Here is a 16851-nt window from a genome sequence, read left to right on the forward strand (position 1 = left end):
GGAAGAGATAAGCACTGAAAGCATATAAGTGCGAAACTCGCCTCAAGATGAGACATCTTTTAAGGGTCGTGGGAGATGACCACGTTGATAGGCTATAGGTGTAAAGACAGTAATGTCATAGCCGAGTAGTACTAATTACCCGTAGATTTATAGCCTGATATGGCGCACGAAAGTGCAGCAAGGTTAGCTCTTTGTGAAAGTTTTTATCGCTTAAAACAGATATCAGAGATTAGATCTCAGATATCAGACCAATTGGTCTGACATCTGCTGTCTTGCATCTGACATCTTATATACAACCTTTAGGGTGGTTTTAGCGGTGGGGCTCACCTGTTCCCATTCCGAACACAGAAGTTAAGCCCACCAGCGCCGATGGTACTGCTAACGCGGGAGAGTAGGCCGCCGCCAGTTTTTATTTTATTTTTAAAAGTCTCATACAGTAATGTATGAGACTTTTTTTTGCTCTATACTCAAATCCAAAACACAATACAAAACACACCACCACACCACACTAAAACATTACAACCACAATACAATCACAAAACAATCATTAATCAGTAATAAATAATCTCTAAGTTTTGGCTAAAGCCATTGGAATTCTTATTTACTATTAAGCGGGCTAAAGCCCACTTCTATTGAATATTGGCTGTATCAAATATAAATAGCACTGAGAGTTAGATTGTACTCAACTATTGAATATCATTATAATTCTTTTTTTCATCGTCTATTGTCATCCTGTAAGGATCTAAATGGTTGAAAGGAAAAAAGAGCTTCTTATTTTCAATGGTAGCTTGAGTAGGTATAATTGTGAATAACGCTGGCTGGATGCCTACGGGATGACAAATAGAATATAGACAAGATAAAGAATCATACAAGTACACTCGTCTTCATTATAGATTACTTATTGCTCATTACCCATTACTGATGATTCATACCTTTTTCCTAGCCCTGATAGGAACGGTTACCCCGCAGCTTGGGTTAGCCCTTCGGCGAGGTTCAGGATAAGGGAAAGGCATTGGTGCCAGGAGTATGAGTGGATAGCAGGATAAAGCTCCTGAGAGTATTTTTTGAAATTAAGTCAAGATTATTTCTATTCATGAAGATTAAAATAGACTAAATCTCTTAAAGTCTTTTTATTTATGTTGTAACTTTATTCTATGAAAGAGCATATTGTGAGAGGGTTCAGATTTGAAACTTACAAAGCACCGGAACTGTCTGTATTTGATCGGTTACTGGAAATTTTTACAGATTTGCTAACCCACACTTCAGGAGATTTTGATGAAGCCATTGACTGGCTTCGAATGCTGGATGAAGAATATCAGCTTACCACTCCGGAATATACTATTGACGATTTTATTGAGGACCTTAAAAAGAAAGGATACATCCGTGATGAAGTTGATCCTAATGGTGGAAATGGAATTCGCCTGAGCGCAAAAATGGAACAGAACATCCGTAAACAAGCGCTTAATCAAATATTCGGAAATCTTGGTAAAAGTGGTAACGGTAATCATAAAACCAATAAAAGCGGAACAGGAGAAGATACAACGGGAGAATTTCGTAATTATAATTTTGGTGATCCGGTAGAGAAAATTTCTATTACGGAAAGTCTTAAGAATGCTCAAATCAATAACGGAATCGGAGATTTTCATCTTACTGAAAATGATTTAATTGTAGAAGACAGTATTCATCAATCACAGATGAGCACGGTTTTGATGATTGACATCAGCCACAGTATGATATTGTATGGTGAAGATCGTATCACTCCGGCCAAAAAAGTAGCAATGGCACTTGCAGAGCTGATTACTACCCGTTATCCGAAAGATACACTGGATATCATTGTTTTTGGTGACGATGCATGGCCTGTTAAAATTCAGGATCTGCCTTATCTGCAGGTTGGTCCTTATCATACCAATACAGTGGCAGGGCTTCAATTGGCAATGGATATTCTACGTAGAAAAAGAAATACCAACAAACAGATTTTCATGATTACCGACGGAAAACCAAGTTGTATTCGTCAGGCGGATGGTACTTACTATATGAATTCTTATGGTTTGGATGAATATGTTGTTCAGAAATGTTATAATATGGCATCTCAGGCAAGAAGGTTACATATTCCGATTACTACTTTTATGATTGCGCAGGATCCTTATTTACAGCGTTTCGTGAGTGAATTTACAGAAGCTAATCAAGGGAAGGCTTTTTATACGGGACTCAATGGACTAGGACATATGATTTTTGAGGATTATGAGACTAATCGTAAGAAAAGAATTCGTTAAAAAATGACTATTCATTAAAAATATATTTCAACGTTTATAAAATCAGATTTTAAATAAGATGACTGAAAAGCCAAACATAAAAACACTGGGTTCATTAAGAGCCTCAGGATATATATCAAAAAATATAAAAGACGAATTAAGAGATAATTTAAAAGCTAAAATTCGTAATAAAGAATCTGTATTTGAGGGAATTTTCGGATATGAAAATACGGTTATTCCTCAATTGGAACACGCTATTCTGAGCCGTCATAACATTAATCTATTAGGATTGAGAGGACAGGCAAAAACCAGGCTGGCAAGAATGATGACCTCTTTACTGGATGAATGGATTCCTTTTATTGAAGGAAGTGAAATTAATGACGATCCATTGAATCCGATTTCCCGCTATGCTAAAGAATTAATTGAGAAGGAAGGTGATAATACTCCAATAGAATGGCTTCACCGCGATGAAAGATTTTTTGAAAAATTGGCTACTCCGGATGTGACTGTTGCCGATCTGATCGGTGATGTAGATCCTATTAAAGCTGCCAATCTTAAACTTTCTTATGCAGACGACCGTGTGATTCACTTTGGAATGATTCCGCGCGCTAACCGTTGTATTTTTGTAATTAATGAATTACCGGATCTTCAGGCAAGAATTCAGGTTTCTTTGTTTAATATTTTGCAGGAAGGCGATGTGCAGATTCGAGGATTTAAGGTGAGAATGCCTTTGGATATACAATTTGTTTTTACCGCAAACCCTGAAGATTATACCAACAGGGGAAGTATTGTGACACCGCTGAAAGATCGTATAGGATCTCAGATTTTGACTCATTATCCTGAAAATATCAATATTGCAAGAGAAATTACCAATTATGAATCCAGTTTAGACAGCCGTCAGAAAAATGGAGTATATGTTCCTTCTTTAGCGAAGGATCTTCTGGAACAGATTGGATTTGAGGCTCGTGAAAGCGAATATGTAGATTCAAAAAGTGGAGTAAGTGCCCGTATGAGTATTACAGCTTTCGAAAATTTATTGAGTACAGCGGAACGCAGGTCTTTACTGACAGGTGATGAAGCAACTTCTGTAAGATTAAGCGATTTTGTGGGAATAATTCCTGCGATTACGGGAAAAGTGGAATTGGTTTATGAAGGTGAGCAGGAAGGAGCAGAAGCGGTCGCTCAGTTATTAATTGATAATGCGATCAGAACTTTATTCACCTCTTATTTCCCGAAAGTCGAAAAACTGGAGAAAAAGAATATTGATGGACCGTTTAGCCAAATTACGGAGTGGTTTTTGGACGACGATGGCTTTTTGGAAATTACAGATGAATCTTCGGATGAAGCCTATGCAAAATCTCTTAACAGGATTTATCCTCTTGATCAGATTATTGAAAAATATCAGCCAGATACTCAGCCGGAAGATGTTTTATTCTTAAAAGAGTTTATTCTTTGGGGATTGGCAGTTAACAAGAGACTGAATAGAGAAAGATTCAGAACGGGAGTTTTCTTTTCTTAAAATTTCGAAAAACTTAAAGAGCATAAAAACAAAAGATGTGGAAGTAACTTCCACATCTTTTTATATTTTAATCAAATTAATGATCAGACCTGAATAACTCCCAGATTAAATTTCTCTGTAATAGGAGCATGATTGGCAGCTTCTATGCCCATAGAAATCCATTTTCTGGTATCTGTTGGATTAATGATAGCATCTGTCCATAATCTTGAAGCAGCGTAAGTAGATTCTGTTTGTTTTTGATATTTCTTTGAAATAGTATCCAGTATATTGTTATGTTCTTCTTCAGAAATTTCTTTACCTTGTTTTTTCAGTGTAGATTCCTGAATCTGTGCCAGTACTTTAGCTGCTTGTGCACCACCCATTACTGCCAAGTCTGCCCAAGGCCATGCTACAATCAGCCTTGGATCATAAGCTTTTCCACACATCGCATAGTTTCCTGCTCCATACGAATTACCAGTAATGATTGTAAATTTAGGAACTACAGAATTGGAAACTGCATTTACCATTTTTGCTCCATCTTTGATGATTCCTCCATGTTCTGATTTTGAACCCACCATGAAACCGGTAACATCCTGTAAGAAGATTAAAGGAATTTTTCTTTGATTACAGTTGGCAATGAATCGAGTAGCTTTATCGGCAGAATCGGAATAGATCACTCCTCCAAACTGCATTTCTCCTTTACCGCTCTTCACTAATTTTCTCTGGTTGGCTACAATTCCTACAGACCAGCCATCTACGCGTGCAGTAGCACAAATAATACTTTTACCATAGTCTGGTTTATATTCTTCATATTCTGAGTTATCCACAATACATTTGATGATTTCATAGGTATCATATTGCTCAGCCCTTGAAACCGGCATAATTCCGAAGATATTATCAGGATTTTCTTTTGGCGGAAAACTTTCTATTCTGTCGAAGCCTGCTTTTTCAGTACTTCCGATAGATTTCATGATATTTTTGATTCTGTCTAAAGCGTCTTTATCATCTTTGGCCTTATAATCAGTAACCCCTGAAATAGAACAGTGCGTGGTAGCTCCTCCTAATGTTTCATTATCAATACTTTCCCCAATAGCAGCTTTTACAAGGTAGCTTCCTGCAAGGAAAATAGAACCTGTTTTGTCCACAATCATGGCTTCGTCACTCATGATAGGAAGATAAGCACCGCCTGCTACACAACTGCCCATAACCGCTGAAATCTGGATGATTCCCATAGAACTCATTTTGGCATTGTTTCTGAAGATTCTTCCAAAATGCTCTTTATCCGGGAAAATTTCATCTTGCATTGGAAGATAAACTCCTGCAGAATCTACCAGATAGATGATGGGAAGTTTGTTTTCCATGGAAATTTCCTGTGCTCTTAAATTTTTCTTACCTGTGATGGGAAACCAAGCTCCAGCTTTTACAGAGGCATCATTGGCAACAACAATACATTGCCTTCCGGAAACGTACCCCATAACTACAACTACACCTCCACTAGGACATCCGCCATGTTCTTCATACATCTCATAGCCGGCAAATGCTCCTATTTCTATGGAATCAGAACCTTTATCAAGAAGATAGTCTACTCTTTCTCTTGCTGTCATTTTTCCTTCTTCACGAAGCTTCTGAAGCCTCTTTTCACCGCCTCCTTTTTTGATCTCGGCAAGCAAGCGATTTATCTCTGATAATTTTAATCTGTTCTGATCTTCTCGTTTGTTGAATTCGATGTCCATAGAATTTTCAATTTTTTACGCTTAAAGATACTATTTTTATGAGGAATATGATTAGGAAGTAAAACAGTTGTTTAATAGTTTGGTTATTAGTTAATTGTGAAATTTTTAACAAAAAAATATTTTTAAATAATTTAAATTTTTTCTAACTTTACAATAGAGTAACAGGGGGTGAAATCCTCTGCAAATACTCTGTTCCTAGTTTATTTTTTTAATAGTTTATTATTTGAAGGCCCTGAAAGTTTAATGAATTTTCAGGGTTTTTTTTGATAATAAATAGTATTTGTTAGTAATATTTTCGATACTCTAAAATAGAAAGGTCAGTAAGAGGATTTTTAAATTTCTTGTATTTTTTAACTGGAATGAAGCCTAGTTTTTCTGGAATTTTTTTGCTGGCTATATTTTCTTCATCCACAGGATATAGAATATATGTAAAAGTAAAATTATTTTCAAGGAATTCAACGAGTTTAGTGATGATCTCAGTTCCTAATCCTTTCCCTTGAGAGCTTTTTTTTAGCCATAATCCAAGCTCGATAGACTCTTCCGTTATGTTATGAATGCCACAACATCCAATAAAAATTCCGTTTGAATCTAGAGCGACCATTACCAAGTCCGTATTTTGGGATAGAGTTCTTTTTGATTCATTCACAAAATTGATAATGTCTTCTCTATTACCTTGTGGATTAAAGGGCATATACTTAGTGACTTCCTCTGTAAAATGTTCTAAAATATCATCTATATATGAATCTTTAACAGGCTGTAAGGTGATGCGCTCCGTTTTGATTGTAATATCTGGATTTAAAATCATTATTTTTCTTTTTTGATTTTTTTAGAAAATGAATAGAATAGATTATGTATTAGAAGCAAAAACTATTAAAAACTAAATTTATCATTTTTTATTAACTTAAATTTAAGTTTTTTGTGAGATTTATAAAAGCCTATTTGTAAATTTGCCTGTTAAAATTTTAAAGAAGGTAGGATATGCATAAATTAGCGCTTTTCAGATTGCACTTAATAATATTTTTATGGGGATTCACTGCAATTTTAGGAAAACTGATTCATGCCAATGCTCAGATCCTAGTATTTTATCGGATGCTGTTTGCAGCAATCTTTCTTTTTGTATTTATCAGAGTATATAAGAAAGAAAGTATAAAGGTTTCTAGAAAAATATTTTTTCAGTTGGCAGCAATAGGTTTTACCATGGCGCTTCATTGGTATTGTTTTTTTTATTCCATCAAAGTTTCCAATGTTTCTATTGCGTTGAGCTGTTTATCACTATCAACGCTTTTTGCTTCTATTTTGGAGCCTATTATCTTTAAAAGAAAGATTGATATTTCAGAAGTAGTGATGGGTGTAGTAATTGTAGCCTGCATTTTACTGATTTTCAAAACAGAATTTCAATATAAAGAAGGAATTATATATGGAATTCTCTGTGCTGTTTTTGGGACTATATTTTCTGTTTTTAATGGAAAAATGTTTGGAAAGACAAGTTCTGGAAATATCATATTTTACGAAATATTCTCTGGTTGGTTTATTTTGATGTTATTTTATTTGTTTTCAGGACAAATTTTTCAAATGAATGAAATAAACTATCGTGACATAGCGTTAATATGCTTGTTAGCCAGTGTTTTTACTGCTTTTCCAATGCTGGAATCAGTGAAATTAATGAAGTATATATCGCCTTTTACTCTAATTTTAACAGTTAATTTGGAACCTGTTTACGGAATTATACTAGCTTTTTTTATCTTTGGGGAATCAGAACATATGAGTCCTATATTTTATATTGCCTCAGGGGTTATGATATTGGCAATCATTGCGAATGGATTAATAAAAGCCAGAAAAACTAAAAACTTTAACTAGCATCAAATTTAAATGATGAAAAAATATTTTTTACTTGCATTTTCACTGCTCTATGGGCTGTCTCAATCTCAGATTATCAGGAAATATTCCAATGAATTTTTAAATATCGGAGCAGGAGCCCGAGGACTGGCAATGGGAGGGGCTGTAATATCCAATCAGGATGACGTATATTCTCCTATGTGGAACCCGGCAGGTTTGATGTCTATTGAAAAAGACTGGCAAGGAGCTGCAATGCATGCTGAATACTTTGAGTCTATTGCAAAATATGATTATTTGGCTTATGCTAAAGTATTAGAAGAAGGTGTTTTTGGAGTTTCTGTGGTACGGCTTGGAGTAGATAATATTCTGAATACCACCCAGATGATTGATGCTGAAGGGAATATTGATTACGATAAAATTACAAAATTCTCCCAATCGGACTATGCCGCTATACTTTCATATGCATTTCGCCCAGGAGGAAATCCAAATCTTGATGTGGGGGTAAATGCTAAAATTGTCTATAGAAATGTAGGTAAATTTGCAAATGGGTATGGTTTCGGTTTTGACGTGGGGGCTATTTATAAAGGTGAAAACGGATGGAAATTCGGGGGAATGATAAGAGATATTACAACTACTGTTAACTTTTGGAGTATTAACCAGAAAGAATTGTCAACGGTAGTGAATGGTGAAGAATTTAACCCGGCACCAAAAGATAAAATGGAACTTACGATGCCTAAGCTTAATGTAGGAGCAAGTAAGTTATTTGAAATCAATAGTAGTGTTTATGTATTACCGGAAGCAGGGATCAATGTAGATTTTGCGAAAACGGCTTCTTTAATCTCAACCGATTTTGCCAGTATCAGTCCCTATGCAGGAGCTGAATTAGGATACCAGAAAATGATTTTTGTACGATTAGGGATCAATAGATTCCAGTCTATTACAGATATAGAAGATTTAAAAAGAAAAGTTTCTTTCCAGCCAAGTGCGGGGATAGGGATCAGATATAGAGGACTTACCCTGGATTATGCAATTACGAATTCAGGAATTGGAGGATCTAATTTCTATTCTAATTTCTTCTCACTTAAGTTAGATATGGGAGCATTCAGAAACGATTAAAATGAAGGATATGAAAAAATTATCAATATTGATGTTGGCCATTTGCTCAACAGCTGTTTTCGGACAGAAAGTTTCAGATTATAAATATGTGTCTATTCCGGAAGAATTTACAACATTCAAAGGAGATAGTTATGGGTTAGAAGCTGCTCTAGCAAAAGCATTAAAAGGTAAAAATTATGTGGTTTTACCTGCGAGTATAGATCTTTGGCCTTCAGAAGCAAAAGATAATTCCTGTAATGTTTTGAATGCTAATGTTCTGCATGTTAGTAGTCTATTGTCAAATAAACTAATGCTGGAGTTTAAAGATTGTAATAATAAGGTAATCCTTGAATCTAAAGGGAGCTCCAATATCAAGGAATTTGAAGAAGGTCTTGCAGATGCTCTGAAGGTAGCTTTAATAAAAGTAAGCACTTCTAGTCCTGTTGCAATGCTACCTGCTAAGAATCAGAATCAAAATCAATCTGCCACAAATATTTCGAATCCTGTTCAGAATGCTGTTAGGGAAGTACCCTCAAAATCTTCTATTACTCCTGGTGCAGGTAATTATTCTAACGGAAAAGTAGATGTACAAAAGATAGAAATTGATGCAAGTCAGTTTATTCTGGCTAAATCAGGAAGTTCTGTGCCGTTTGCTATTTTTAAAACAACTTCAAAGAAAGATGTGTTTATTGTGAAGCTTTCTGATAACAGTATTACAATTGGTTATTTTGAGAATGGAAATATTATAATTGATATTCCACAGGCTGATGGGAGATATTCTAAGGAGGTTTTTGCAGCAAAATAATCTGTATATAGTAAGAAACTATAGTTAATCCTTAATTCAAAAATATTTTGAATTAAGGATTAACTTTATATATTAAAAACATGAAGAAAATTTATATTTCGATATTGACTGCGATGTCAATATACTCTAGTGCACAAAATGTATTTAATACTCAATTACATGAGATTAACTTCGGATCTTCAAGTAGCCCAGCCCCGCTTATAAAATTGAATGACCGTATTCTTTTTCCTGCTTCAAAATCTGATGGAACAGCGTTGTGGAGTTTTAATCCAATAACACAAAAATCATCGTTAATAAAAGATATTTTTCCGGGCTCTAATATGAGCATGTCTGGTAATCCTGCTTTTATGAAACTCAATAATAAGATATACTTTATTACTCAGAATAATAATGACAACAAACAGCTCTGGGTAACAGATGGAACAACGGCAGGGACTTCCAAATTAACAGATCTTAATTTTTATTATTCAATTGAAGTTACCGCAGCCACAGGAAATAATATCTTTTTCTATCACAATAAAGAACTTTGGGGCTATAATATAGTAACAGGTATTCTGCAGCAGCTAAAAATATTTGAATATACTTCCGGAAATATTAAAATGTATACCATGAATGATACCGTGTTTTTTGCGGCTAATGATGGTGTGCATGGAACAGAGATATGGAAATCAGATGGTACAGCAGCAGGAACATCATTATTAAAAGATATTGTTACCGGTCCATCATACGGAAGTATTGATGGAGACTTTAAAGCATTAATTTTAAAAAATAAACTTTATTTTGTTGCTAATGTTGGAACAGGATATGAATTATACTCAACAGATGGAACTGAAGCAGGTACAGTATCTGTCAAATCTGTAGGGTTTTATCAGCTGGAGGGTGCAGCAACTGATGACTATTTTGTTTTTACAGGATCTGATACTGTAAACGGTTTAGAACCGTGGATTTCTGATGGAACAACTGCCGGAACACATTTACTCAAGAATCTGATGCCCGGAGCTACAAGTTCTATGACCATGATGAAATTTGTAAAATTTAATAATAAAATATTCTTTCAAAATGGTGCCAACGGGGTAAGTTTGGGATATGGTAATTATATTTGGGAAACAGATGGTACAGAAGCCGGAACTGTTCGCTATACTACCAATAATGATGCTCTGATATATGGAACGAGTTCAGATAATAACCACCTGATTCTTACAATGCCCAATTATTATAACAGATTCTGGGTTGTTAATGGAAATTCATCTCAGAATTTTGAGATCACAGGACTTGATATGTCATCCAATAATAGCTTTATAGACCTGAATTCTAAAATTTATCTTAGCGGAAGTACTCCGAAATATGGAACAGAGCTATTTTCATTAGATCCGGTTACCCATGAGATTGCAATAGCTTCTGATATCAATAAGTCTGATAGTTCTTCCCCTCATGCATTTTATGGACTGAATAATGACCTGATTTTCATTGCAACAGACAGACAATATAAAAGCCAGATTTATAAAAGAAATAAAAGTACGCAGCAGATTGAGAGACTGTCCAATTATGGGAATGATTGGTCTGTTGGAATGAGCAGTGGCTTTAATGACAATTTTATTAAAGTTGGAAGTTATCTGTATACACCTGAAGGGGCCTACAGAACAGATGGAACAGCAGCCAATACCATATCAATATCATCGCCAGATATCACCAGCAGGGTATTGTACACAAATTTAAATGATAATACATTACTTTTTGCCGGATATAATAATTTGGTGGGTACTGAACTTTGGAAAATTGATAATACATCTAATACCGTTAGTCTAGTAAAAGATATTTCCACAGATAATATGGGAAGTCTTTATTCCGTAGATTCAAAAGCTGCAGTGTTGAATGGATTTGCCTATTTTGTGGCAAAAGAAAATGGAAAGCTGGGAATCTGGAAAACAGATGCTACTGAAGCAAATACTCAAAAGGCAATACAGTTTTCCTACCAGGACGGAACAGATGGTGATATCAAAGTCTTAAATACATTTAATGATAAGCTATTCTTTACAAAACAACAGGAAAATACTCCGACAAACTACAGCTCCGGACAGAATGAACTTTGGGTCTCAAACGGAGATCAGGCATCTGCTGTATTGCTGAAATCTTACGCAGCTCCTTATAGCTCTACCACTATTGTAAGAGAAACAATAGTGTTTAATGATAAGTTATTTTATGTGACCTCAGGTTATCCCTCGCCAGCTTTGTATTCTACAGATGGAACTGTTGCCGGGACGGAAAAGATTGTATCAGATCATTTTTCAGGGAATGTACAATTTAAAAAATGTGGAAATCAGTTATTCTTTACCAATAACAATAATACGCAACTGTGGAAAACAGATGGGACAGCTGGTGGTACTTCTAATTTATCCCAAAATATTTCTTCTGTGAAAGATATGACGTGTATTAATAACTATTTTTATTTCCTGAATGGTGATTCCCAAAAAGTATGGAAAAGTGATGGCACTTCTGTTTATCCTATGGATATTTTTGTAACCAACGATGATGATCAGCTTTTGGCTAATGAAAATATTCAGAAAATGGGAACAGATGGTGAAAAACTATTTCTGACCATTTCCACCAAAGAACATGGAAGTGAATTATATGAAATTACAGATCTAATGCCGGTTTATCTGGCAACCAATGAAACTACTAAAACAGAAAGTAAAAATAGAACTTTAGATCTTCAGATTTATCCTAATCCTGTTTCAGAATATTTTTCAGTAAGATTGAAAGAAAATGATAAAATAGAGACCCTGAAAATTTTCGATTCCTCCGGAAAGTTGGTGAAGGATATGATCTACAACCATACGAATATTAATGTAGCAGAACTTTCATCAGGAATATATTTCATTAAAGTCAAAACAAGTAAAGGAGATTACCTCGGTAAAATCATAAAAAAATAATCAATATAAAAGGCTCTTGAAAAAGAGCCTTTTTGTAATAGATATGTTGATGTGTTTTTTCTTTTTTAGAGTAATAATTAGGAGTCTACCAGGTTATGGATTTGTATAAAAAAATAGAAAAAGGGAAAATAGGGTAGAATGGCTAATGCATTATCATTTGCAGAATGAGTTTTTTTTCATGGTATTATTGTTTATTAATTGATAATACTAATTTATGAAAAAAACATATATAATGATATTATTTGTTTTATATTTTAAATATATTGAATTTTTATTAGTCTTAATATGGGTTTGTGATGTATTTTTATAGTATTTGTTTCTTATTGAGAAAATGTATTTTGAATTGTAATTTTATAAAAAAAAGTTCCTTTATTTGTGAAAAATAAATTAATGGAGTAGGCGAGACTATCCGTTATTATTGAAAAACTCCCAAATCACTTTTGCTTTACTTTTACCTAAGATCTCTTCCAATGTTTCTTGGTTGGCTTCTTTAATTCTTTTTACAGACTTAAGTTTAGACAGTAATAATTCTATGGTTTTTTCTCCCACACCAGGAATTTCTTCCAGTTCAGATTTTATAGTGGAATTTTTTCTTCTTGTTCTGTGATGTTTTACCCCAAATCGGTGAGCTTCATCCCGTACTCTTTGTAAGATTTTTAAAGTCTCGGACTTTTTGTCGAGATATAATGGAATAGGATCTTCCGGAAAGAAAATCTCTTCAAGCCTTTTGGCAATTCCTACGATGGTAATTTTCCCATACAATCCTAATAGTCTAAGACTTTTGACAGCAGAAGATAATTGACCTTTTCCACCATCAATAAGAATCAATTGTGGTAAGCTTTCCCCTTCATCCAGCATTCTCTTATATCGACGGTAGATAACTTCCTCCATTGTTGCAAAGTCGTTGGGACCTTCTACTGTTTTAGGGTGAAAAATTCTGTAGTCTGCCTTGCTAGGTTTCCCGTCTTTAAAAACTACGCAGGCAGAAACCGGGTTGGTTCCCTGAATATTCGAGTTGTCAAATCCTTCAATATGGCGGGGCTCTACAGGCATTCTGAGAAGCTTTTGCATTTCAGCCATAATCCTGTTCGTATGTCTTTCCGGATCAACAATCTGAACTTGTTTTAATTTTTCCAGACGATATTCCTTTGCATTTTTTTCAGAAAGCTCTACGATTCTTTTTTTATCCCCAACTTTAGGAACAATAAGTTTTACATTTGGAATTTCTACAGATAAATGGAAAGGAAGCAGTACTTCTTTAGAATCAGATCCAAACTTCTGCCTGATCTCAATTAAAGCCTCTTCCATAATATCTTCATCAGTCTCTTCAAGAATTTTTTTAATTTCTGTAGTGAAACTCTGGATGATATTTCCGTTTCTTATTTTGAAGAAGTTAACATAAGCTGCAGTCTCATCACTGGTCATACCGAAAACATCCACATCATCAATATTTGGATTGACCACTGTATTTTTAGCCTGATAATCCTCCAGAATATCCAGTCTTTCCTTAATAATCTGAGCTTCTTCAAACTGAAGATTGGAGGCGTGCTTCATCATTTGATTCACCAGATACTCCTTTGCTTTGCGGAAATCTCCTTTAATGATTCCACGGATGGCATCTATCTTTTCATCATATTCTTCTTTACTTTCAAGATCTTCACAAGGACCTTCACAGTTTTTAATATGATACTCCAGACAGACTTTATACTTTCCGTCTGCAATTTTAGCAGGCGAAAGATTCAGATTACAGGTTCTGAGTTTATAAATATGTTTGATGGTATCCAGCAAAATTTTTGCGGGACGTACTTTTGCATAAGGTCCATAATATTCCGAACCATCTTTAATGACATTTCTGGTGAGAAAAATTCTGGGAAAATCTTCATTTTTAATACAGATCCAAGGATAGGTTTTGTCATCTTTAAGCATGACATTATAAAACGGTTGATGTTCCTTAATCAGGTTATTTTCCAGCAAAAGAGCATCATACTCACTGTTTACAATGGTTGTTTCCAGACGTTGGATCTTGCCAACCATAATTTTGATCCTGTATCCTGAAAGATTTTTATTAAAGTAGGAGAGAACCCTTTTCTTTAAATTTTTAGCTTTTCCTACATACAATAATTGCTCGTTTTTATCATAATAACGATAAACACCAGGTTCGGAAGGTAAAGTTTTGAGCTGTAATTCTAAAGAAGGATTCATATAACAAAATTAAGGAAACTTTCCCTATTTAAAAAAAGAAAAACCTGCAGATGATTCTACAGGTTTTGATATTTTAATGATGCATTTTATCCGTGGTTCATATCAGTATATTGATACACTAAAAAGCTGAAATAATCCCATTCTACAGAATTTTTTGGATATTTTTTCATGAATTCAGCGTTATCCCCAAATAAAAAGTCATAATTGTCCTCAAAATCATCTTTGTGAAGCCACATTACCTTATTTCCTTTCTTTACATAATAAGATTTAATAACACCTCCTCCAAATGCAGGAGCACCAGCAAAACCAGTACTTATAGTTTCTGAAGCAAATGGATCATGGTAAACGGTTATAAGTTCATTAAATTCAGGATTGATGACCTGCATTAAAAAAGCTTTGGGTTCTTTCTTGTTTTTTAAAGAAACGATTTGGTTTTCATAGGGAATAGCATCGTCGGTTATAGATTTTCTGTATTTTTTAGTGCTGTAATTTCTCATATTTGAAATAAACTTTGCTGCTTTCATAGACTTTTCAGTGTCTGTTGCATACAAATACATTTCAGCAATATCAGCCGCCGCAAATTTCATAGGTTTTCTTGAATCAACATCTTCAATAGTAATAGAAAGAATCTGTCCTCTTTGCTTTTCCCATGATTTGCTATATCCTTGATGTTCCGTATTGTCTTTTAAGATAATGGTGGAAACTTTTTTGTCTGTTGCCGTATTGAAACCTTCGTTAAATAGATAACGATTCATTTCTTTTCTTTCTTCCTTGGAATATTTCACTTTTTGGGCAAAAGTGGCTGTGCCTGCAACACATAATGCAAGTAGTAGAGTTTTCAGTCTCATGTATTATAGTTTTTAATTTTCGTGGTAAAAATAACAAATTAATTCACTTCTTTACATAAAAAGATAGAACAGTAAAATTTAGTTTCTCCAATTATTGTTAAATGCGTAATTTTAAGAAAATTTTTTAGAAATGATATACGGAGTAGATGTTATTACTTTCCATGATGTTCTGGAAATATGTAAAAAACCTAATAAAGCCAAGCTGAATAAAGCAGCAAAAGACCAAATTTTAAAATCTCAGAAAAACGTACAGCAAATTGTTGAGTCCGACAGATGCGTATATGGTATCAATACAGGGTTCGGACCACTGTGCGATACTAAAATATCAGCTGATGAAACAGCTCAGTTACAGTATAACCTGATTATTTCCCATGCTGTAGGAGTAGGGAAACCTATTGAAAAAGAACTTTCTAAAATCATGATGATTGCTAAAGTTCATGCTTTGTCAAAAGGATTTTCCGGAGTTTCTCTTGACGTTATCGAGAGAATGATTCTTATGCTTGAAAAAGATATTATTCCGGTTGTTCCTGAACAGGGATCTGTAGGAGCTTCAGGAGATCTAGCCCCTTTAGCTCATCTGGTGTTGCCTTTATTAGGTCTTGGACAGGTTTGGGAAGGAGATACAATTTCTGATACCCTGGAAGTATTGGAAAAACATAATCTTGAACCATTGGCTCTTGGGCCAAAAGAAGGATTGGGTCTAATCAATGGTACACAGTTTATCTTAGCGCATTCCATCAAAGGGCTTGAGAAGTTTGAATATCTGTTGGATCTTGCTGATATGACAGCTGCAATGAGTATTGAAGCATACAGAGGTTCTGAAAGTCCTTTCAAAAAAGAACTTCATGAGATCAGACCATTTGAAGGAAGTAAAAAAGTAGCTGCAAGAATGCTTAAGTTCCTGAAAGGTTCGGAAAATATGAAAGCTCATGAAGATTGTGAGAGAGTGCAGGATCCTTATTCCATGAGATGTGTGCCACAGGTTCACGGAGCGAGCAGAAATGCTTTTGAACATCTTAAAAGCATGGCAGAAACAGAATTGAATTCTGTAACAGATAACCCAATTGTTTTAAGTGCTGAAGAATCTATCTCCGGAGGAAACTTTCACGGTCAGCTGATGGCTTTACCATTAGATTATGCAACGCTTGCAGCGGCTGAATTAGGAAATATTTCGGATAGAAGAAGCTACTTATTATTGGAAGGAAAATATGGACTTCCAAGATTATTAACAGAAAGCTCAGGACTGAATTCAGGATTTATGATTCCTCAGTATACTTCTGCAGCGTTGGTAACAGAAAATAAAACATTATGTTTCCCTGCATCTGCGGATTCTATTCCTACAAGTTTAGGGCAGGAAGACCACGTTTCCATGGGAAGTATTTCCGGAAGAAAGTTCAATCAGGTTCTTGGAAATCTGGTTAATATTCTATCTGTTGAATTAATGTTTGCTGCTCAGGGTCTAGAGTTCAGAAGACCATCAAAGTGTTCTAAGATCATTGAAGAAAACTTCACGATTCTTCGTTCCAAGGTTGCTAAACTTGAAGATGACAGACTGATCGGTCAGGATATGCTGGCCATTGCAGAGCTTATCAAAGAAAGAAAGTTTGTTGTAAACTAATCAAATAAAAATGAAAGGCTCCCAATGGGAGCTT

General features: G+C 34.8%; 11 protein-coding genes and 2 rRNA genes (1 of these 13 only partly in view). 9 read left to right on the forward strand and 4 right to left on the reverse strand.

The features are described from left to right. The 4 genes from EL260_RS04160 to EL260_RS04175 all read left to right on the forward strand — a co-directional run. Positions 1–155, forward strand: a 23S ribosomal RNA gene (locus tag EL260_RS04160); it begins 2609 nt to the left of the window's first position. A gap of 145 nt (positions 156–300) precedes the next feature. Further along, a 5S ribosomal RNA gene (gene rrf / locus EL260_RS04165) occupies positions 301–408 on the forward strand. A 746-nt stretch (positions 409–1154) separates the two neighbouring features. Further along, on the forward strand, positions 1155–2273 hold the full coding sequence (locus EL260_RS04170) for a vWA domain-containing protein (protein WP_123858977.1): 1119 nt from the start codon (positions 1155–1157) through the stop codon (positions 2271–2273). A gap of 58 nt (positions 2274–2331) precedes the next feature. After that, positions 2332–3771, forward strand: coding sequence for an AAA family ATPase (locus tag EL260_RS04175; protein ID WP_123858978.1), 1440 nt, complete (start codon positions 2332–2334; stop codon positions 3769–3771). Between the two features lie 83 nt (positions 3772–3854). Here EL260_RS04175 and EL260_RS04180 read toward each other — a convergent pair whose 3' ends face one another. Both EL260_RS04180 and EL260_RS04185 read right to left on the reverse strand, forming a co-directional pair. Further along, positions 3855–5483, reverse strand: a complete 1629-nt coding sequence (locus EL260_RS04180) for an acyl-CoA carboxylase subunit beta (RefSeq protein WP_123858979.1) — start codon at positions 5481–5483, stop codon at positions 3855–3857. Positions 5484–5766: 283 nt separating this feature from the next. Then, positions 5767–6288 (reverse strand): GNAT family N-acetyltransferase, encoded by a 522-nt coding sequence (locus tag EL260_RS04185; RefSeq protein WP_123858980.1) that lies wholly within the window; start codon positions 6286–6288, stop codon positions 5767–5769. A 173-nt stretch (positions 6289–6461) separates the two neighbouring features. On the opposite strand from EL260_RS04185, the gene EL260_RS04190 reads away from it, so the two are divergent. The 4 genes from EL260_RS04190 (at position 6462) to EL260_RS04205 (ending at position 12149) form a co-directional block, all read left to right on the forward strand. Then, positions 6462–7340, forward strand: a complete 879-nt coding sequence (locus EL260_RS04190; protein WP_123858981.1) for a DMT family transporter — start codon at positions 6462–6464, stop codon at positions 7338–7340. A gap of 12 nt (positions 7341–7352) precedes the next feature. Continuing rightward, the gene (locus EL260_RS04195; protein WP_123858982.1) at positions 7353–8435 is read left to right on the forward strand and encodes a putative type IX sorting system protein PorV2; all 1083 of its coding nucleotides are present in this window, start codon (positions 7353–7355) and stop codon (positions 8433–8435) included. A 10-nt stretch (positions 8436–8445) separates the two neighbouring features. Next, positions 8446–9219 (forward strand): hypothetical protein, encoded by a 774-nt coding sequence (locus EL260_RS04200; protein WP_123858983.1) that lies wholly within the window; start codon positions 8446–8448, stop codon positions 9217–9219. Positions 9220–9299: 80 nt separating this feature from the next. Beyond that, a complete protein-coding gene (locus EL260_RS04205) occupies positions 9300–12149 on the forward strand; it encodes a T9SS type A sorting domain-containing protein (protein ID WP_123858984.1) in 2850 nt (949 codons plus the stop codon). A gap of 405 nt (positions 12150–12554) precedes the next feature. Here the strand turns inward: EL260_RS04205 and uvrC are convergent, their stop codons facing one another. Together uvrC and EL260_RS04215 are read right to left on the reverse strand one after the other, a co-directional pair. Further along, a complete protein-coding gene (uvrC, locus tag EL260_RS04210) occupies positions 12555–14351 on the reverse strand; it encodes an excinuclease ABC subunit UvrC (RefSeq protein ID WP_123858985.1) in 1797 nt (598 codons plus the stop codon). 86 nt (positions 14352–14437) lie between these two features. Continuing rightward, positions 14438–15199 (reverse strand): hypothetical protein, encoded by a 762-nt coding sequence (locus tag EL260_RS04215; RefSeq protein WP_123858986.1) that lies wholly within the window; start codon positions 15197–15199, stop codon positions 14438–14440. A 130-nt stretch (positions 15200–15329) separates the two neighbouring features. On the opposite strand from EL260_RS04215, the gene hutH reads away from it, so the two are divergent. Next, positions 15330–16817, forward strand: a complete 1488-nt coding sequence (gene hutH, locus EL260_RS04220) for a histidine ammonia-lyase (protein ID WP_123858987.1) — start codon at positions 15330–15332, stop codon at positions 16815–16817. The last annotated feature ends 34 nt before the right edge of the window (positions 16818–16851 follow it).

Source organism: Chryseobacterium nakagawai (assembly GCF_900637665.1).
Classification (GTDB): domain Bacteria; phylum Bacteroidota; class Bacteroidia; order Flavobacteriales; family Weeksellaceae; genus Chryseobacterium; species Chryseobacterium nakagawai.

Coding starts and splice junctions, on each gene's coding strand:
- EL260_RS04170 (WP_123858977.1), top strand. CDS start 1,155: ATGAAAGAGCATATTGTGAGAGGGTTCAGATTTGAAACTTACAAAGCA.
- EL260_RS04175 (WP_123858978.1), top strand. CDS start 2,332: ATGACTGAAAAGCCAAACATAAAAACACTGGGTTCATTAAGAGCCTCA.
- EL260_RS04180 (WP_123858979.1), bottom strand. CDS start 5,483: ATGGACATCGAATTCAACAAACGAGAAGATCAGAACAGATTAAAATTA.
- EL260_RS04185 (WP_123858980.1), bottom strand. CDS start 6,288: ATGATTTTAAATCCAGATATTACAATCAAAACGGAGCGCATCACCTTA.
- EL260_RS04190 (WP_123858981.1), top strand. CDS start 6,462: ATGCATAAATTAGCGCTTTTCAGATTGCACTTAATAATATTTTTATGG.
- EL260_RS04195 (WP_123858982.1), top strand. CDS start 7,353: ATGATGAAAAAATATTTTTTACTTGCATTTTCACTGCTCTATGGGCTG.
- EL260_RS04200 (WP_123858983.1), top strand. CDS start 8,446: ATGAAAAAATTATCAATATTGATGTTGGCCATTTGCTCAACAGCTGTT.
- EL260_RS04205 (WP_123858984.1), top strand. CDS start 9,300: ATGAAGAAAATTTATATTTCGATATTGACTGCGATGTCAATATACTCT.
- uvrC (WP_123858985.1), bottom strand. CDS start 14,351: ATGAATCCTTCTTTAGAATTACAGCTCAAAACTTTACCTTCCGAACCT.
- EL260_RS04215 (WP_123858986.1), bottom strand. CDS start 15,199: ATGAGACTGAAAACTCTACTACTTGCATTATGTGTTGCAGGCACAGCC.
- hutH (WP_123858987.1), top strand. CDS start 15,330: ATGATATACGGAGTAGATGTTATTACTTTCCATGATGTTCTGGAAATA.